Source organism: Microbacterium sp. 22195 (assembly GCF_052056515.1).
GTDB lineage: Bacteria > Actinomycetota > Actinomycetes > Actinomycetales > Microbacteriaceae > Microbacterium.
In genome coordinates, this window is sequence record NZ_JBQEPE010000004.1 from 177,411 (window position 1) to 194,276 (window position 16,866).

Annotated in this window: 14 protein-coding genes; 10 read left to right on the top strand and 4 right to left on the bottom strand. The window is 71.1% G+C overall.

Annotation, left to right across the window (positions count from 1 at the left end):
• Positions 1 to 87: 87 nt before the first annotated feature.
• The 3 genes from ACTJJ4_RS13460 (at position 88) to ACTJJ4_RS13470 (ending at position 2,854) form a co-directional block, all read left to right on the top strand.
• Entirely contained in the window at positions 88 to 981 is an 894-nt protein-coding gene (locus ACTJJ4_RS13460) for an ABC transporter ATP-binding protein (protein WP_440943802.1), read from the top strand.
• Positions 978 to 2,090 (top strand): ABC transporter permease, encoded by a 1,113-nt coding sequence (locus ACTJJ4_RS13465; RefSeq protein ID WP_440943803.1) that lies wholly within the window; start codon positions 978 to 980, stop codon positions 2,088 to 2,090. Before ACTJJ4_RS13460 ends, ACTJJ4_RS13465 begins: the two co-directional genes overlap by 4 nt.
• A 176-nt stretch (positions 2,091 to 2,266) precedes the next feature.
• A complete protein-coding gene (locus tag ACTJJ4_RS13470) occupies positions 2,267 to 2,854 on the top strand; it encodes a nitroreductase family protein (RefSeq protein WP_440943804.1) in 588 nt (195 codons plus the stop codon).
• Positions 2,855 to 2,968: 114 nt separating this feature from the next.
• Here the strand turns inward: ACTJJ4_RS13470 and ACTJJ4_RS13475 are convergent, their stop codons facing one another.
• Positions 2,969 to 4,759 carry a glycoside hydrolase family 15 protein gene (locus tag ACTJJ4_RS13475; protein WP_440943927.1) on the bottom strand — a complete coding sequence of 597 codons (1,791 nt, stop codon included), beginning with the start codon at positions 4,757 to 4,759 and terminating at the stop codon, positions 2,969 to 2,971.
• Between the two features lie 82 nt (positions 4,760 to 4,841).
• Between ACTJJ4_RS13475 and ACTJJ4_RS13480 the strand changes: the two genes are divergently transcribed.
• Together ACTJJ4_RS13480 and ACTJJ4_RS13485 are read left to right on the top strand one after the other, a co-directional pair.
• Positions 4,842 to 6,209, top strand: coding sequence for a glucose-6-phosphate dehydrogenase (locus ACTJJ4_RS13480; protein ID WP_440943805.1), 1,368 nt, complete (start codon positions 4,842 to 4,844; stop codon positions 6,207 to 6,209).
• A gap of 92 nt (positions 6,210 to 6,301) precedes the next feature.
• A complete protein-coding gene (locus tag ACTJJ4_RS13485; RefSeq protein ID WP_440943806.1) occupies positions 6,302 to 7,615 on the top strand; it encodes an MFS transporter in 1,314 nt (437 codons plus the stop codon).
• Positions 7,616 to 7,649: 34 nt separating this feature from the next.
• Here ACTJJ4_RS13485 and ACTJJ4_RS13490 read toward each other — a convergent pair whose 3' ends face one another.
• Positions 7,650 to 8,633: an AsnC family transcriptional regulator gene (locus ACTJJ4_RS13490; protein WP_440943807.1), complete on the bottom strand. Its 984-nt coding sequence runs from the start codon at positions 8,631 to 8,633 to the stop codon at positions 7,650 to 7,652.
• A gap of 87 nt (positions 8,634 to 8,720) precedes the next feature.
• Here ACTJJ4_RS13490 and ACTJJ4_RS13495 point away from each other — a divergent pair, with 87 nt between their 5' ends.
• On the top strand, positions 8,721 to 10,145 hold the full coding sequence (locus tag ACTJJ4_RS13495) for a M28 family metallopeptidase (RefSeq protein WP_440943808.1): 1,425 nt from the start codon (positions 8,721 to 8,723) through the stop codon (positions 10,143 to 10,145).
• Positions 10,097 to 11,161: a lipase family protein gene (locus ACTJJ4_RS13500; protein WP_440943809.1), complete on the top strand. Its 1,065-nt coding sequence runs from the start codon at positions 10,097 to 10,099 to the stop codon at positions 11,159 to 11,161. Before ACTJJ4_RS13495 ends, ACTJJ4_RS13500 begins: the two co-directional genes overlap by 49 nt.
• A gap of 25 nt (positions 11,162 to 11,186) precedes the next feature.
• Here the strand turns inward: ACTJJ4_RS13500 and ACTJJ4_RS13505 are convergent, their stop codons facing one another.
• Entirely contained in the window at positions 11,187 to 13,337 is a 2,151-nt protein-coding gene (locus ACTJJ4_RS13505; protein ID WP_440943810.1) for an ATP-dependent Clp protease ATP-binding subunit, read from the bottom strand.
• A gap of 138 nt (positions 13,338 to 13,475) precedes the next feature.
• Between ACTJJ4_RS13505 and ACTJJ4_RS13510 the strand changes: the two genes are divergently transcribed.
• Positions 13,476 to 14,081, top strand: a complete 606-nt coding sequence (locus ACTJJ4_RS13510; RefSeq protein ID WP_440943811.1) for a hypothetical protein — start codon at positions 13,476 to 13,478, stop codon at positions 14,079 to 14,081.
• A 9-nt stretch (positions 14,082 to 14,090) separates the two neighbouring features.
• The gene (locus ACTJJ4_RS13515; RefSeq protein ID WP_440943812.1) at positions 14,091 to 14,657 is read left to right on the top strand and encodes a TetR/AcrR family transcriptional regulator; all 567 of its coding nucleotides are present in this window, start codon (positions 14,091 to 14,093) and stop codon (positions 14,655 to 14,657) included.
• A gap of 2 nt (positions 14,658 to 14,659) precedes the next feature.
• Here the strand turns inward: ACTJJ4_RS13515 and coaBC are convergent, their stop codons facing one another.
• Positions 14,660 to 15,865: a bifunctional phosphopantothenoylcysteine decarboxylase/phosphopantothenate--cysteine ligase CoaBC gene (gene coaBC / locus ACTJJ4_RS13520; protein WP_440943813.1), complete on the bottom strand. Its 1,206-nt coding sequence runs from the start codon at positions 15,863 to 15,865 to the stop codon at positions 14,660 to 14,662.
• 164 nt (positions 15,866 to 16,029) lie between these two features.
• Between coaBC and ACTJJ4_RS13525 the strand changes: the two genes are divergently transcribed.
• A complete protein-coding gene (locus ACTJJ4_RS13525; RefSeq protein ID WP_440943814.1) occupies positions 16,030 to 16,737 on the top strand; it encodes an NRDE family protein in 708 nt (235 codons plus the stop codon).
• The last annotated feature ends 129 nt before the right edge of the window (positions 16,738 to 16,866 follow it).

A 16,866-nucleotide genomic window follows, 5' to 3' on the forward strand; every position in this document is an offset into this window, starting at 1 on the left:
GAATCCGCCGCAGGGGGGATGCCCCGGACCGGGCCCGGTTCGTAGCGTGGAGGCATGCGACGTACTGAGCGAACGGAGAGAGACGAAGTGACAGGCGAACTGCATCTGCAGGGCATCACCAAGAGCTACGGCTCGCGGACCGTGCTCGATGACATCCGATTCGATGTGGCGCCGGGCCGGCTGACCGGCTTCGTCGGCGGCAACGGAGCCGGCAAGACGACCACCATGCGCATCATCCTGGGCGTGCTGGCCTCGGACGGCGGCACGGTCACTCTCGACGGCGCGCCCGTCACCACGGCCGACCGCCGGCGGTTCGGGTACATGCCCGAGGAGCGCGGCCTGTACCCGAAGATGAAGGTGCTCGAGCAGGTGGTCTACCTCGCCCGGCTGCACGGCTTCGGCAAGGCGGATGCCACGGTGCGCGCCACCGCGCTGCTGCACGAGCTCGGGCTCGGCGAGCGCCTGAACGACCTGATCGAGTCGCTGTCGCTGGGCAACCAGCAGCGCGCGCAGATCGCCGCCGCGCTCGTGCACGACCCCGAGGTGCTCATCCTCGACGAGCCCTTCTCGGGGCTGGACCCGCTCGCGGTCGACGTGGTCGCCGACGTGCTGCAGCGCCGTGCAGCGCAGGGCGCCTCCATCCTGTTCTCCTCACACCAGCTCGACGTCGTCGAGCGACTGTGCGACGACCTGATCATCATCGCCGGGGGCACGATCCGCGCCGCCGGCACCCGCGAGCAGCTGCGTGCCCAGCACTCCACGCTGCGCTACCAGCTCGACTCCGCGGGAGACGCGGGCTGGCTGCGCGGCGAGCCGGGCGTCACGGTCATCGACTTCGAGGGCGGATCGGCGCTGTTCGACGTCGACACCCCCGACACCGCCCAGCGCGTGCTGCGCGAGGCGGTCGGCCGCGGCGAGGTCTCGAACTTCGCCCCCCAGCATCCGTCCCTCGCCCAGATCTTCAAGGAGGTCATCCGATGAGCACTCCGACGAACTCAACCCCTCAGGTCCCGGTGAACAGGAACACCTCGTCCCTGGTCTGGCTGGTCGCCGAGCGCGAGATCGGCTCCAAGCTGCGCAGCAAGGCCTTCCTGATCTCCACCGGCATCCTGCTGCTGGTCGCGCTGGCCGGCGTGCTGATCGGCGGGTTCTCCAGCAAGTCGCCGACGCCCGACGCCATCGCCGCGACCTCGCAGACCGCGAAGGTCGTCGAGGCGCTGCCGAACGTGAAGGTGACCGAGGTCGCCGACCGCGCAGCAGCCGAGAGGCTCGTGCGCGACGACGAGGTCACCGCAGCAGTGCTGCCCGGCGAGGGACCGACCGGGGTCGTCATCCTCGCCAAGAAGGACGCGCCGACGAGCCTCGTCATGTCGCTGTCCATCTCGCCGAAGGTCGAGATCCTCGAACCCGCCGCGACGAACTCGCTGGTGCGCTACCTCGTGGCGATCGGCTTCGGCGTGGTGTTCCTGATGGCGGCGTCCACGTTCGGGGCGACAATCGCGCAGAGCGTGGTGGAGGAGAAGCAGACCCGCGTCGTCGAGCTGCTGATCTCGGCCATCCCCACCCGCGTGCTGCTGGCGGGCAAGGTGCTCGGCAACACCATCCTGGCGATGGCGCAGATCGTGCTGCTCGCCGCGATAGCCGTGATCGGCCTGATCGTCACGGGGCAGAACCAGCTGCTCGCGGGCATCGGGGCACCGGTGCTGTGGTTCGCGGTCTTCTTCCTGTTCGGCTTCATCCTGCTCGCGTCGCTCTACTCGGGCGCCGCCGCCATGGTGTCCAGGCAGGAGGACATCGGCTCGACCACGATGCCGCTGATGATGCTGGTCATGGCGCCGTACATCCTGGTGATCGTCTTCAACGACAACCCGCTGGTGATGACGATCCTGTCGTACATCCCGTTCTCGGCCCCGGTGGCGATGCCGGTGCGTCTGTTCGTCGGCGAGGCGCAGTGGTGGGAGCCGCTGCTGAGCCTGGCGCTGCTGCTGGCCGCGTGCGTGGGCGCGATCCTGATCGGCGCGAAGATCTACGAGAACTCGCTGCTGCGCATGGGCGCCAGGGTCAAGCTCGGGGAGGCACTGCGCGGCTGACCCTTCGTCTCGCTCCGCTCGCTCAGGGGCCGGGTTCCAGCTCCGGTTCCGGTCCCTGAGCGAGGAGCGCAGCGACGAGACGAAGGGATGCGGGAATATGCACGCGCATAGACTGGTTGTGCCAGCAGGACGATGAGGTCCGACAGCATCCGCACCACCTGAAAGGCCTCATCCAGATGAGCACTCCTGTCCTCGACCGCACCGCCCAGACCGAGCACCCCGTCCTCGACGTGCTCGCCGATCGCTGGAGCCCGCGCGCGTTCGACGCCGAGACCCCGATCGACGAGGCCAAGCTCGCCTCCGCCCTCGAGGCCGCCCGCTGGTCGCCCAGCGCCAACAACATGCAGCCCTGGCGCTTCATCGTCGCTCGCCGCGGCAGTGCGCTGCACGAGGGCATCCACGCCGCCCTGATGGGTTTCAACCAGGCCTGGGCCGGAAACGCGGCCGTGCTGATCGTGGCCGTCGCCGAGACCGCCACCGAGGACGGCACCCCGATCACCCACGCCGTCTACGACCTCGGCCAGTCGATCGCGCACCTCTCCGTGCAGGCGCACTACGACGGCCTGCTCGTGCACCAGATGAGCGGCTTCCTGCCCGAGCAGATCCGTGAGCTCGCGGGCCTGGACGAGCGCTTCGCCCCGATGACCGTCATCGCCCTGGGCGAGCTCGGCGACATCGACGCCCTGCCCGAGGTGCTCGCGCAGCGCGAGACCGCGCCGCGCGTGCGCCGCCCGATCGGCGACACGGTGCTGCTCAGCGCCTGACCCGCTTCCGGGCACGCCCCGGACCAGGAGGATCGCCGAGAACAGGATGCTCTGCACAGCATCCTGTCTGTTCTCGGCGATCCTTCTGCTTTCGGCGCGACGATGCACCCCGCATCACCGCGGCCGGTGCTCCGTCGTCATCAGGGCATCCGCCGCCCGCACCAGAGCCAGATGCGAGAACGCCTGCGGGGTGTTCCCGACCTGGCGCTCCCGCACCGGGTCGTACTCCTCCGACAGCATCCCGACGTCGTTCCGCAGCGCGCACAGCCGGTCCATCAGCTCCTGCGCCTCGTCGTCGCGGCCGGTCACTGCATACTGCTCCACCAGCCAGAACGAGCAGGCCAGAAACGGGCTCTCGTCCCCCGCGAGACCGTCGACGCCCGTGCCGGTGCGATACCGGTGCAGGAGTCCGTCGTGCATGAGCGTCTGCTCGATGCGCTCGACGGTCTTCAGCATCCGCGGATCGTCCGGCGCGCAGAACCCCACCTGCGGGAGCAGCAGCAGCGACGCGTCCACCTCGCCGCTGCCGTAGTACTGGGTGAAGTACCCGTCGGTCACGCCGCCGCGGTCGATCTCGGAGCGCAGCCGTTCGCGCAGCTCGCGCCAGCGCTGCACCGGTCCATCCAGGCCGAACTCCTCCACCGCCCGCACACCGCGGTCGAACGCGGCCCACATCATCACGCGGGAGTGCGTGAACATGTGCGGGTCGCCGCGGATCTCCCACAGCCCCTGATCCGGCCGGTCGAGCTGCTCGGCGGCGAAGCGCAGCAGCTGCCGCTCGAGCGGCCAGGAGAACTTCGAATCCTCCAGTCCCGCCGAGCGCGCGGCCGACAGCGTCACCAGCACCTCGCCCACCACATCGGCCTGGTACTGCGCCGCGGCGCCGTTGCCGATGCGCACCGGCGTGGATGCCGCGAAGCCGGGCAGCCAGCCGACCTCGCGCTCGGTCAGGTCGCGCTCGCCGGCCAGTCCGTACATGATCTGCAGGTCGGCCGGGTCGCCCGCGACCGCTCGCAGCAGCCACTCGCGCCACCTGTCGGCGAGAGCGAGGAAGCCGTGGTCGAGCAGCGCCTCCAGCGTGAGCGCGGCATCCCGCAGCCACACGTAGCGATAGTCCCAGTTGCGCTCGCCGCCGAAGTCCTCGGGCAGTGACGTCGTCGCCGCCGCCGCGATGCCGCCGGTCTCGTGGTTGGTGAGCGCGCGCAGGATCAGCAGCGATCGCACGACCACGTCATGGTGCCGGCCGTCGTGCTCGATCGTGTCGGCCCAGCCCTGCCACCAGGCCTTCGTGCGCTCCAGCTCGGCGTCGACGTCGAGCGGCTCCGGCACGTCCAGGTGCGACGGGAACCACGTCAGCTGCATGTCCCGCACCTCCCCGGCCGCGACCGTGAGGTCGCCCCGGTGCTCGTGATCGGCGGCCTTCACCGCCGCGCCGCGCAGCGCGAGAGCATCCGGACCCGCCATCGCCACCAGCCGCGGGTGGTGGGCGCTTCCGGTCTGCCGCACCCACGGCATCGCCCGCGCGTAGTCGAAGCGGATGCTGATCCGCTGCTCCAGGTGCATCGTGCCCTGCACGCCGACGACACGGCGGACGAGGTCGGTGCGGCGGATGTCGACGGCGGCGTCCGGATCGATGGGCATGAAGTCGTGCACCTCCACCACGGCATCCGCGCTCTCCCACCGCGTGATCAGCACGAAGGTGTCCTCGTCGTAGCGGCGCGTGACCGTGGCATCCGGATCGGCGGGGCGCAGCGACCACCTGCCGTGCGAGTCGTCTCCGAGAAGCCCGCCGAACGTGCTGGCGGAGTCCAGACGCGGAAGGCAGAGCCAGTCGATGCTCCCCTCCCTCGAGACCAGCGCCGCGGTGCGGCAGTTGCTCAGCAGTGCATAGTCCTCGATCCGCATGGCCACGCCCGGCAGTCTCGCACTCGCGCCATGCCGAATCCAGCCCCTTGCTTTCAGGGGACGTGGGACTAGCGTCGATCTCATGCCGACCACCACGCTCTACATCCTCGGCGCCTCCGGCGACCTCACCTCCCGTCTTCTGCTGCCGTCGCTGGCGTCGCTGCTGTGCAAGGAGCCGAAGCGCCGCGTCGCGCTGCGCGGTTCGGGCACGGAGGACTGGGATGCCGGCACCTGGCGCTCCGCCGTCGAGAAGGCGTTCGCCGATTCGCCGCAGGCGCTGGAGCACGTCGACATCGCCGACTACGTGAAGGCGGACGTGACGGATGCCGACGACGTCGCCTCGCTGGTGAAGGGCCTCGGCCCCTCGACGGTGCTCTACTTCGCACTGCCGCCGGCCGTCACCGCGGCCGCGATCGACGCCATGGAGGGGCTCACCCTGCCGGAGGGCACCATCCTGGCGATGGAGAAGCCGTTCGGCGAGGACGAGGCCTCCGCTCGCGAGCTGAACAGCAAGCTGCTGGCGCTGGTGCCCGAGCAGCAGATCTTCCGCGTGGACCACTTCCTGGGCAGGTCGACGCTGCTGAACTTACTGGGCGTGCGCCTGGCGAACCGCATCTGGGAGCCGGTGTGGCGCGCCGAGCACGTGCAGCAGGTGCTGATCCGCTTCGACGAGAGCGTGGCTCTCGAGGGCAGGGCCAGGTACTACGACAAGGCCGGCGCCATGATCGACATGATCCAGAGCCACCTGCTGCAGGTGATGGCCCTGGTGGCGATGGATCCGCCCTCCACCCTCGGCGAGCGCGACCTGCGCGATGCGAAGGCGGCCGTGCTGCGCGCCACGCACGTGATGGGCGATGACCCGGCGACGGCGTCGCGACGCGCCCAGTACACCGCGGGCACGCAGGGCGATCGCGAGCTGCCCTCCTACCGCGACGAGGAGGGTGTCGACCCGGACCGGCAGACCGAGACGCTGGCCGAGGTCACCTTCGAGATCGCCAGCGACCGCTGGGCGGGCGTGCCGTTCGTGCTCCGCTCCGGCAAGGCCCTGGACCGCAAGCACTCCGAGATCGTGGTGACCTTCAAGCCCGTGCGGCACGTGCCGCCGGGGCTGAACGGCACCCCGGTCGACGGCGGCAGGCTGACGTTCTCGCTCGGTCCCGACGAGATGCACCTGCGGCTTCACGTCACCGGCGGCGACGATCCGTTCGCCCTGCGGCACGAGGACCTGGTCGCCGACCTCGGCGAAGGCCAGCAGCGGTCCTACGAGGAGGTCCTGGACGAACTGCTGGACGGCGACGTGGCGCTGTCGGTGCGTGCCGACGAGGCCGAGGAGTGCTGGCGGATCATCCAGCCGATCCGGGATGCGTGGGCGGCGAAGGCCGTGCCCCTCGAGGAGTATCCCGCCGGTTCGACCGGCCCGGATGCCTGGGCGACCTCGCACGAGTCCTGACGGACGGCGGATCGTCCCATCCACCGCGGCGGCACTGACGGAATGAGCGCATCCGTGCTCCTCGGATGACGGACGCCCCTACGATCGGCTCCATGACAGCGCTTCCGCGCCGAACCCGCGCCGGTTACGCGCTGGGCGGCATCGCCTCGGGCACCTACGGCACCGTGCCGGGGCTGATCCTGATGCCTTTCCTCACCGACCTGCTCGGCGTGCAGGCGGCGATCGCCGGCATGATCGTCTTCGCGCCGAAGGCGTGGGACTTCTTCCTCAACCCGCTCGCGGGCCGCATCAGCGATCGGTCACGGAATCCGCGTGACCGGCGGCGGCCGTTCATCCTGCGCGCCGGCATCCTGCTCGCCATCGCCTTCCTGGTGATGTTCTTCGGGCCCACGGCTCCGCCGGTGGCCGCGGCGCTGTGGGTGCTGCTGCTGTTCCTGACCACCGCCACCGTCTACGCGTTCTTCCAGGTGCCGTTCCTGGCGATGTCGGCCGAGATCACGGATGACTACGACGAGCGCACCCGGCTGATCACCTGGCGGGTGATCGTGTTCACGCTCGCGATCCTGGTGTCGGGCGCCACGGCCCCGCTGCTCGTGGAGACGTTCGGCGGTGCGACCGGATACCGCGTCATGGCGGGAGCGATGGCCGTGCTCATCCTGATCGGCGCGGTCGGCGTGTGGTGGGGAACGCGCGGTGTGCCGCTGACCCGGAGCGAGACGGCCGGCGGGCGGCTCTTCGAGCAGCTCGGCGTGGTGCTGCGCAACCGCGATGCGCGGATGCTGATCCTCAGCTTCGTGCTGCAGGCCGTCGCGATCGGGATGGTGCTCGGCGGGGTCGTCTACGTGGCCCGCCACGTGACGCACGATCCCGGCATCGCCACCCTCGCGTTCGTCTGCTTCGTCGCACCAGCGGTGGTGCTCACGCCGGCGTGGTCGGCGCTGGCGCGTCGCATCGGCAAGCGGCGCGGTTTCGCGGTCGCCACAGTCGTCGAGACCGTCGGCTTCATCGGGCTGCTCGGCGCGCGCAGCGGGGAGGCGGTGCCCCTGCTGATTGCGGCGGGCATCGTGGGCGTCGGCTACGCCGGCGGGCAGCTCTTCCCTCTGGCGATGCTGCCCGACCTGGCCGCCGACGATGCGAAGCGCAGCGGCACCAACCGGATCGGGATGATCTCGGGCGTCTGGTCCGGCTTCGAACTGCTCGGCTACGCGCTGGGACCGGCGCTGCTGGGACTGGTGCTCAGCGTGGGCGGGTACGTCGCGTCGACCGGCGACGGCGTCGCGCAGTCCGGCACCGCGCAGTGGGCGATCGTGCTGGGCGTGTCGGCGATCCCCGCGGTCCTGTGCGCGATCAGTCTCATCCCGCTGTCGCGCTACCGCCTGGACGATGCGATGCGCGCGGCGGCCTGAGGGATGCGCGCGGCGGCCTGAGGCTGCGGCGCGTTCACCAGGTCAGCGGCACGCGTCCGCGGGTGCGCCCCGCCGCGTCGAGCAGGTGCCCGTTGCGCTTGATCCCGCGCAGCACCGTCCATCGGTCGACTACCTCGATGCCCTCACCCCAGTCGCGCTCGATGCCGGTCAGAGCCGTCAGAGTGCGGGCGCGCACGCACACGAACAGCGGCGCGGGGCCCACCAGCACGCCCACCCGGTGGGTCTGCGCCGTGTGCTGGGCCCGCACGGCGGCGTCGTCGACGTCATCGGCCCTCGCCCACAGCACGGCTCCGCGCCGGTAGCCGGCCGCGGGCATGGCCACGTCGCAGCCGAGGCGCAGGAGGCCTGCGGCGATGGAGCGGTCGACCGTGCGCCGTGCCGTGGCCTCCGAGACGCCGAGCGCTCGCGCGAGCGTCGCTGCGGGCATCCGCGGGTCGGCGTCCAGCGCATCCGCCACCTCTGCGACCACCTCGGGTCGCGGAGCCCTGCTGCCGTCGTCGTCCCGCCGCTGGCGCATGACGCGCTGCTGGCTGCGGGAGAGCACCGCGAGCCGCCAGGAGGAGTCCTCGGCCGCGATGGAGGCGGCCACGTCCATCCGCAGCACGGTGGCACCGGCCTCCTCGAGCTCGCGCACCCGGTCGCCGAGCACGGCCAGGCCGCTCGATGCGGCGACGAGCACGAGGAACCCCGCGGACGTGTCATCGATCCCCAGGGCCCAGGGCATGCCGGCGATCCGCTCGATGACCTGGTCGTCGGCGCTGCGGTCGAGCAGCACCATCGCCACGTCGGTCGTCGTCGACCAGCGCTCCGGCGTCGGCCACCCGGTGAGCCAGGCCAGCGACTCCTCGCTCATCGCCTGCCAGTGCCTCGCGACCGTGGCGGCATCCGCGCCGACCGTCGCGGCGATCTTCGTCCACGGCGCCCTGGCGTCGATCTGCAGGGCGTGCACGATGGCGAGGTCGAGTTCGCCCAGCGACTCCGTCTCAGGGGTGTCCATGCGACGAATCGTATGCATTCCTCCGCCTCTGATGATGGATCCGGCTCAGCAGGTCGAGGATCCTCGCGTTCTGCATAGTCTCGGCACATGAGCATGACGCGCGAATCGATGTCGGCGACGATCGCGGACCTCGTCGGGATGGCTCCGCGCGCCACGGGCACCTCCGGCGGACGGGCGGCGGCCGAGTACGTCGAGCACCGGTTCGCCGCCGCGGGACTGCAGACTCAGGTGCTCGAGGTGCCGTCGTACTCCTGGCGGGCCGTGCAGTGCGGCATCCGCGTCGACGACGCCGAGATCTCCTGCGCACCGGTCCTGCACTCCGGGCTCGCGGCGCACGACTGGACGGGAGACGCGGAGCACCGGATCGACGCGCCCGTCGTCGACATCGGCGCCGACCGGGTGCGCCGGCACGACGTGCGCGGCGCGATCGTGCTGTTCGACCTGACCTTCGACATGACCGTCGCCCATTCGCTGCCGCTCACGATGTACCTGCACGACCCGGGTCGGCGCGTGCTGCGTCGAGAGGTGCTCGGCAGCCGCAATCCGTACGTCACCTCACTCGCCCGGACCATGCGGGATGCCGCGGCGGCGGGTGCCGTCGGCGTGATCGGCGTGCTGCGCGACTACCCCGACTCGCGGAACTACCACAACGAGTACTACCGCCGGACGCTGTTCCCCCTGCCCGGCGCCTGGGTCACACGGGCCGAGGGCGCGCGGCTGCGCGACCTGCTGCGAGCCGGCGGATCGCGCGCGCACCTGACGCTGGACGTCGAACGCCGCGAGGTCACCTCGCGCAGCGTGATCGGGGTGCTGCCCGGGCGGACGACCGATGCGGTCATGATCCAGTCGCACCACGACTCGATCGGCCCCGGCGCCGTGGAGGACGCCTCGGGCACGGCCGAGGTGATCGCCCTGGCCGAGCACTACGGCGCGGCGGCGAGCACGGGCGCCGTCCGCGAGAAGACCCTGCTGTTCGTCACCTTCGACACGCACTTCACCGGCTATCAGGCGCACCGCGCGTTCGCCGCGCAGCACGTGCTCTCGCGCGACGCCCCCTGGAACATCGTGCTGAACGCGACGATCGAGCACATCGGGCTGCGAGCCGTGGAGGGCGCGGACGGGGGCTTCGCGTCGACGGGTGAGACCGAGCCGCGCGGGATCTTCGTGAACGTGAACCCCGCGTTCACCGCACGCATCGCCCGCGCGGTGCGGCGTCACCGCCTGCACGGCACGAGCCTGATGGGCGCGGGGCCGCTGGAGTTCTTCGCCGGCGGCATCCCGACCGACGCCTCCTTCACCTTCGTCTCCGGGGTGCCGACGATCAGCCTGATCTCCGGCCCGCTGTACCTGTACGACGACGCCGACACGATCGACCGCATCGACGTCGAGCAGCTGGAGCCCGTGGCGCGCTTCTTCGCCGACCTCGTCGACGATGCGGATCGGCGCGACGGACGGCTGCTCGGGTGGATTCCGGCGCGGATCAGGCGGATGCTGCCGCGGGGGCGCTGGTGATCGGCCGGGCGGTCTCGTTCCCCGCCCGGAGCATCGACGGGGCGGAGCAGGCGCAGACCGGCATCCTGCATCTGCCGGCGTCTCCCGCGCCGGCCGGCGGGTATCCGATCGTGGTCTTCGGGCACATGACCACGGGCGGCGCCGCCTCGGCCGCGCCGAGCACGGGCGGACCGGGGCATCCCGAATGGCGGCGGATGTCGCAGGGCGACGTGCTCTGCCAGTCGCTCGTGGACCGCGGCGTCGCAGTGCTGCGCCCCGACTACGAGGGCATCGGCGGACCGGGCATCCACCCCTACCTGATCGGCGTCTCGCTCGCGGAGTCGATGCGGGCGATGATGCGCGCCCGCCGCACGTTCGACGAGCGCCTCGGCGACACCTGGATCGCCGCGGGGCATTCCGAGGGCGCGGTCGCCGCGCTGCACGCGTCGGCGCTTCCCGAGCCGGATCCCCGCTCCCGGCTGGCGGGGACGGCCGCGTTCGCGCCGGTGACGCGGATGGATCTCAGCATCCGCTGGGCGACCCGGGTCGCCGCGCGCTTTCCCGGCTCCGGTGTCGTGTCCGCCCTCATCGCGCTCATGGTGCGCGGGGCGGCCACCACCGACGAGCGGATGCAGGCGCTCATCGCGGCCGAGGGCCTGAGCCCGGCGGCGAAGGCGCGATGGGCGGACCTGGATCGTCTGTGCCTGACCGAACTGGCGGCGCCGGGGTCCTGGGGCGCTCTGGCCCCGGGGCGGATCGGCGGACGCGATGGCGCCGAGCTGTTCGGGAGGCTCTTCGCGTCGTTCCGCGAGAACGAGGTCGGCGCGCTGTCGGGCTTCCGCGCCCCGGTGCGGATCGACGCGGCCCGTTTCGACGAGGTCGCGCCGTCACCGCTGTCGGCCGCGCTGCTGCGCCGCTACAGGAACGCAGGAGCCGACCTCACGGCGCGGTGGTGGCCGACGCACCATTCGGGTGTGATGCACGCCGGGCAGGCGCCGGCGCAGGCGGCCGACTGGATCGTCGACCGCCTGCGCTGAGCCGGTGTCCTCCGGATGCCGGGGATCAGGCCTGACTCGTGAGGGCGAGGCCGCTGCCGTCGGCGGCCACGTCCACGCGGACGGTGTCCCCGTCGTGCACACTGCCGGAGAGCAGCGCGGTCGCGAGGCGGTTCTGCACTTCGGTCTGGATGAGGCGGCGCAGCGGACGGGCGCCGAACACCGGGTCGTAGCCGCGCTCGGCGAGCCAGGACCGGGCATCCGGGGTGACCGCCAGCGTGAGCCGGCGATCGCCGAGGCGCCGCTGCAGGGCATCCACCGACAGCTCCACGATCTGCGCCAGGTCGTCCTGCGACAGCGCCGAGAACATCACGATGTCGTCGAGGCGGTTCAGGAACTCGGGGCGGAACGACTGCCGCACCAGCGCCATCACGGCCTCGCGCTTGTCGTCGGGCGACATGACGGGGTCGATCAGGATCGGCGAGCCGATGTTGCTGGTCAGGATCAGGATCACGTTCGAGAAGTCGACCGTGCGACCCTGCCCGTCGGTGAGCCGGCCGTCGTCAAGCACCTGCAGCAGCACGTCGAACACCTCGGGGTGCGCCTTCTCGACCTCGTCGAGCAGCACCACCGAGTACGGCCGCCGGCGCACGGCCTCGGTCAGCTGACCGCCCTGCTCGTAGCCGACGTATCCCGGAGGGGCGCCGACCAGCCGCGAGACCGAGTGCTTCTCGCCGTACTCCGACATGTCGATGCGCACCATGGCGTGCTCGTCATCGAAGAGGAACTCGGCGAGCGCCTTGGCCAGCTCGGTCTTGCCGACGCCGGTCGGACCGAGGAACAGGAAGGACCCGGTGGGGCGACCGGGGTCGCTGATGCCTGCGCGCGAGCGCCGCACGGCATCCGACACGGCCTTCACGGCGTCCTTCTGACCGATCAGGCGCCTGCCCAGCTCGCTCTCCAGGTGCAGCAGCTTCTCGCTCTCGCCCTGCAGCAGCCGGCCGACGGGGATGCCGGTCCACGCGGCGATCACGGCGGCGATGTCCTCGTCGGTGACCTGCTCGTTGACCATCCGGCCCTCGTCCGAGACGGCGGCCTCGGTCTGCTCGGCCTCGGCGATGTCGCGCTCCAGGCGCTTGATCGTCTCGTACTCGAGCTTGGACGCCTTGGTGTAGTCGGCGTTGCGCATGGCGAGGTCGCGCTGCGTGATGGCGTCGTCGAGCTGCTTCTTCAGCTCGCCCACGCGGTTCAGCCCCGAGCGCTCCCGCGCCCAGCGCTCCTCGAGGGCGGCGAGCTCCTTCTCGAGGCCGACCAGCTGCTCGCGCAGCGTGGCCAGGCGCTCCTTGGAGGCGGCGTCCTTCTCGCGCTTGAGGGCGAGCTCCTCGAGCTTCATCCGGTCGACCTGACGCTTGAGCTCGTCGATCTCGACCGGCGAGGAGTCGATCTCCATCTTCAGCCGCGACATGGCCTCGTCGATCAGGTCGATGGCCTTGTCGGGCAGCTGCCGGCTGGGCAGGTAGCGGTTGGAGAGCGCTGCGGATGCCACGAGCGCGCTGTCCGAGATGGTCACCCCGTGGTGCGCCTCGTAGCGTCCCTTCAGCCCGCGCAGGATCGCGATGGTGTCGCCCACCGAGGGCTCGCCGACGTACACCTGCTGGAAGCGGCGCTCCAGAGCGGCATCCTTCTCGATGAACTCGCGGTACTCGTTGAGCGTGGTCGCGCCGATCATGCGCAGCTCGCCGCGGGCGAGCATCGGCTTGAGCATGTTGGATGCAGCGACCGACCCCTCCCCGCCGCCGGCTCCCATGAGCACGTGCAGCTCGTCGATGAACGTGATGACCCGGCCGTCGGATTCGGTGATCTCCTTGAGCACGCTCTTCAGGCGCTCCTCGAACTGGCCGCGGTACATGGCACCGGCCACGAGGGCGGAGATGTCGAGGCTCACCAGTTCCTTGTCCTTGAGGGATTCGGCGACGTCTCCCGCGACGATGCGCTGAGCGAGCCCTTCGACCACGGCGGTCTTGCCGACGCCGGGCTCCCCGATCAGGACGGGGTTGTTCTTGGTGCGCCGGGTGAGCACCTGGCTCACACGGCGGATCTCGCTGTCACGGCCGATCACCGGATCGAGCTTGCCCTGGCGGGCGCGATCCGTGAGGTTGATGCCGAACTGCTCGAGCGCGCTCTGCTGCTCTTCGTTGTTCTGTGCGGGGTTGGTCATTCGTTCCTCCTGAGGAGCCTCTCCTTCAAAGTTGAGTGGTGATGACTCAAGTTTAGCCACACATTCCTTTCCAGGCAAAGCCTTCTCTCTTTGCCATACGCGCGTATAGTGATGGTCATACACTCGTATGGAGGAATCATGTCGAAGATCATCGGACTCGTCGGGATGCTCGCCCCGCTCGCCGCCCTGGCCGTGCTGATCGTGCACCGCCGCCGCGCGCCCCTTCCGGCCGCGATCGGCATGGCCGGCGCGGCGCTCGCGAGCCTCGGCACCGTCGCGGAGTTCCTCAGCGAGCGGGCCGCGTGGCTCGGGAGCGACGGGATGGAGGGTGTGCTCGAACGTCTGGAGGGATGGGGGCTGCTCCGCTTCGGACTGGTGGCGGGCGGTCTCGTCCTGCTGCTCGTCGCCGTGTGCGTCGGCCCCGGGCGTGCCGTTCCCCGGTTCCCTCTCGCTCTCGGGGGCGCGACCGCCGCCGCCCTCGGCATCGCGATGCGTCTCATGCCCCTCGACCTCGGCGACCTCGAGGGCGCCACGCGCTTCTTCGCCGTGATGGCACTCGACACCCTGCAGTTCGGGCTGCTCGGCGCCGGAATCCTGCTGGTGGCGATCGCGGTCGTCAGTGGCCGTGATGCCGGCCCGGAGCCGCTGCACGGCGTGATCCGCATCGCGCGGAGGGCGTACGACGAACTGCGGCGCCCGCGTGCCGAACAGCCTCCCGGCCGGCGCGACGACGCTCGTCGGTAGCATCGAAGGATGTCCCGCGAGAGCATGCTCGATCACGTCGTCGACGTCATCGCCGCCGACGGGATGGCGGGGCTCAGCATCCGCACCGTCGCCGCCCGAGCCGGCGTCGCGATCGGCACAGTGCAGCACTGGTTCCCCACCAAGCAGGCCATGCTGCTGGCGGCGATGGACCGCACCGCCCAGATCGCAGCGGAGGCATCGGCCGCACGGCTCTCGCTGACCGATCCCGCCGACCGGGTGCGCGCCGTCGCCGAGCTGCTCGTCCCCGCCGACCCCTCCAGTCCCGTCTCCCGCGTCTGGATCGCGTTCGCCGCGCATGCGGTGGCGGATGCCGAGGTGCGCGCCCGCTACGAGCAGCTCTGGGCCCGGACCCACGCCGGAGTCGTCGGGCTGCTGGCATCCGCGGCCCCGAGCGCTGCGGCATCAGCCCTGGACGACGCGGCCGGCGAACTGCTGGCCCTGGCCGACGGCCTGACCATCGCCGTGCTCGACGAGCCCGGCCGGATGCCGCCGGCACGCGCCGGGGCGCTCATCCGCCGCCGGGTCGACGCGATCCTCGCCGAACTCGGCGGCTGAGCTCAGCCGAGATTCGCGGCGATCACGTCCCAGATGTCGTCGGCGACGGCGCGCTTGGAGCCCGACGCCTTTGCCAGCACCGCGCCTCCCTCACCGATGACCTGCACGGCGTTCTCGGAGGCCTCGAAGCCGCGCTCCCAGCCCACCTCGTTCACGACCAGGAGGTCCACGCCCTTCCGCTCGCGCTTGCGGCGGGCACGGGCGATCATCTCCTCGCCGTCCTGGGGGGTCTCCGCGGCGAACGCCACGACGATCTGACCCGGATGCCGGCGGGCGGCGAGGCCCGCGACGATGTCCTCGTTCTGCACCAGTTCGATGCTCTCCAGCAGGCCGGACTCCTTGGTGAGCTTGCCGTCGGCGACCTCGGCCGGGCGATAGTCGGCGACCGCGGCGGCCATCACGATCACGGCGGCGTCCTCGGCCGCCCGGCGCATCGCGTCGCCGAGTTCGACGGCGGTTCCGGCGCGCTCGATGCGGATGAGCGGATGCTGCGCGGCATCCGCCATCACCGCACCGTCGATGTGCGCGGCGACCAGTACGACGTCGGCGCCGCGGTCGGCCGCGGCGAGCGCCAGCGCGACGCCCTGCCTGCCGCTGGAGCGGTTGCCGAGGAAGCGCACCGGGTCGAGCGGCTCGCGGGTCCCGCCGGCCGAGACGACGACGCGCAGGCCATCGAGGTCGCGGTCGCCGATCAGCGCGAGCGCCCGCTCCGCGATCTGCTCGGGCTCCAGCATCCGCCCCAGCCCCGAGTCGCCGCCGGTGAGCTCGCCCTCGGCGGGGCCGAGGATCGCGACCCCGCGCTCGCGCAGGGTGTCGATGTTGGCCTGGGTGGCGGGATGCCGCCACATCTCGGTGTGCATGGCGGGAGCGATCGCGACGGGCGCGGTGGTGGCGAGAAGTGTGGTGCCGAGTAGGTCGTCGGCCAGGCCCGCGGTCATCTTGGCGATCGTGTTGGCGGTCGCCGGCGCCACGATCACCAGCTCGGCGGCCTGGCCGAGCGCGACGTGCCGCACCTTCGCGACGTCCTCGTGCACGCTCGTGGTCACCGGGTTGCGGCTGATCGCCTCCCAGGTGGGCAGGCCGACGAAGCGCAGCGCGTCCTCGGTGGGGATGACGGTCACGTCGTGCCCGTCCTTGATCAGCAGGCGCACCAGGTGCACCGCCTTGTATGCGGCGATGCCGCCGGTGACTCCCACGACGATGTTCACCCCTCGATTCTGCCCCAGCGCGTGCACGCGGCGGGGCCGGGCGTGCAGAACCGCGGAGAAGTGCAGCATCGCGGATGCCGCGGAGCGAAAGCATCCGAAGTTCTGCACATCTCCGGAGTTGTGCCGCGGAGCCCGGCGTCTGCGGCCGCCCTAGACTCGTGCACGTGTGCACCGTGGTGATCGATGTGGCGGATGCCGGGGCCCGGCTGCTGGCCGTGCGGGACGAGGATCCGCAGCGTGCGTGGGACGACCTGGGCGAATGGTGGCCTGACGCGTACCCCGGCGTCATCGGCATCCACGACCGCCGTGCGGGCGGCGCCTGGCTGGCGCTCGACCCGAGGACGCATCGGCTGGCCGTGCTGCTGAACCGCGCCGACGTGCTGAAGCTGCCGGAATCCGAGGTGCTGTCACGCGGCTCGCTCGCGCTGGAGTCGGTGGCCGGCCGATCCCCCGAGGCACCGCTGCGGATGCACGGGTTCAACCTGCTCGAGGTGACGCCGACCGGCTCGCGGGTGCTGCACTGGGACGGCGACACGCTGCGCGAGACACCGGTGACGCATGGTGTGCACATGATCGCGCACGACGACCTGGACGACCCGCGCACCGCCCGCATCGAGGCCTGGCTGCCGAGCTTCGCGGAGGCCAGGCCGGATCACGAGGCCAGCCCGAACGATGAGAACTGGGCGGATCGCTGGGTGGAGCTGCTCGCACGCAGCGCCGAGCTGTCTCCTGAGGACGACCGGGCGATCATCCGCGACAACAACGCGCACGGCTACCCCACCGAGTCGCTGCTGTACTGCACGGCCGAGGTGTCGGCGGAAGCCGCGAGCGTGCGCTCGCACGTGCTGGCCGAGCCGGGCCACTGGGGCTGACCGCTGCACTCTCGCGCCCAGGTCGCGATTCGTCCCGGAATCGACGACGGATAGAGGGACCAACTGCGACCTGGACCTCGAAAGCCGGTCGATGGCGTGACCGACTGCGACCCGGGGCTGCCAGGACCA

What these genes read in the sequence shown, in the direction of transcription:
- ACTJJ4_RS13515 (WP_440943812.1), top strand. Translation starts at nt 14,091, where the DNA reads ATGTCCCGCGAGAGCATGCTCGATCACGTCGTCGACGTCATCGCCGCC.
- ACTJJ4_RS13475 (WP_440943927.1), bottom strand. Translation starts at nt 4,759, where the DNA reads ATGCGGATCGAGGACTATGCACTGCTGAGCAACTGCCGCACCGCGGCG.
- ACTJJ4_RS13465 (WP_440943803.1), top strand. Translation starts at nt 978, where the DNA reads ATGAGCACTCCGACGAACTCAACCCCTCAGGTCCCGGTGAACAGGAAC.
- ACTJJ4_RS13505 (WP_440943810.1), bottom strand. Translation starts at nt 13,337, where the DNA reads ATGACCAACCCCGCACAGAACAACGAAGAGCAGCAGAGCGCGCTCGAG.
- ACTJJ4_RS13480 (WP_440943805.1), top strand. Translation starts at nt 4,842, where the DNA reads ATGCCGACCACCACGCTCTACATCCTCGGCGCCTCCGGCGACCTCACC.
- ACTJJ4_RS13495 (WP_440943808.1), top strand. Translation starts at nt 8,721, where the DNA reads ATGAGCATGACGCGCGAATCGATGTCGGCGACGATCGCGGACCTCGTC.
- ACTJJ4_RS13510 (WP_440943811.1), top strand. Translation starts at nt 13,476, where the DNA reads ATGTCGAAGATCATCGGACTCGTCGGGATGCTCGCCCCGCTCGCCGCC.
- ACTJJ4_RS13470 (WP_440943804.1), top strand. Translation starts at nt 2,267, where the DNA reads ATGAGCACTCCTGTCCTCGACCGCACCGCCCAGACCGAGCACCCCGTC.
- ACTJJ4_RS13490 (WP_440943807.1), bottom strand. Translation starts at nt 8,633, where the DNA reads ATGGACACCCCTGAGACGGAGTCGCTGGGCGAACTCGACCTCGCCATC.
- ACTJJ4_RS13485 (WP_440943806.1), top strand. Translation starts at nt 6,302, where the DNA reads ATGACAGCGCTTCCGCGCCGAACCCGCGCCGGTTACGCGCTGGGCGGC.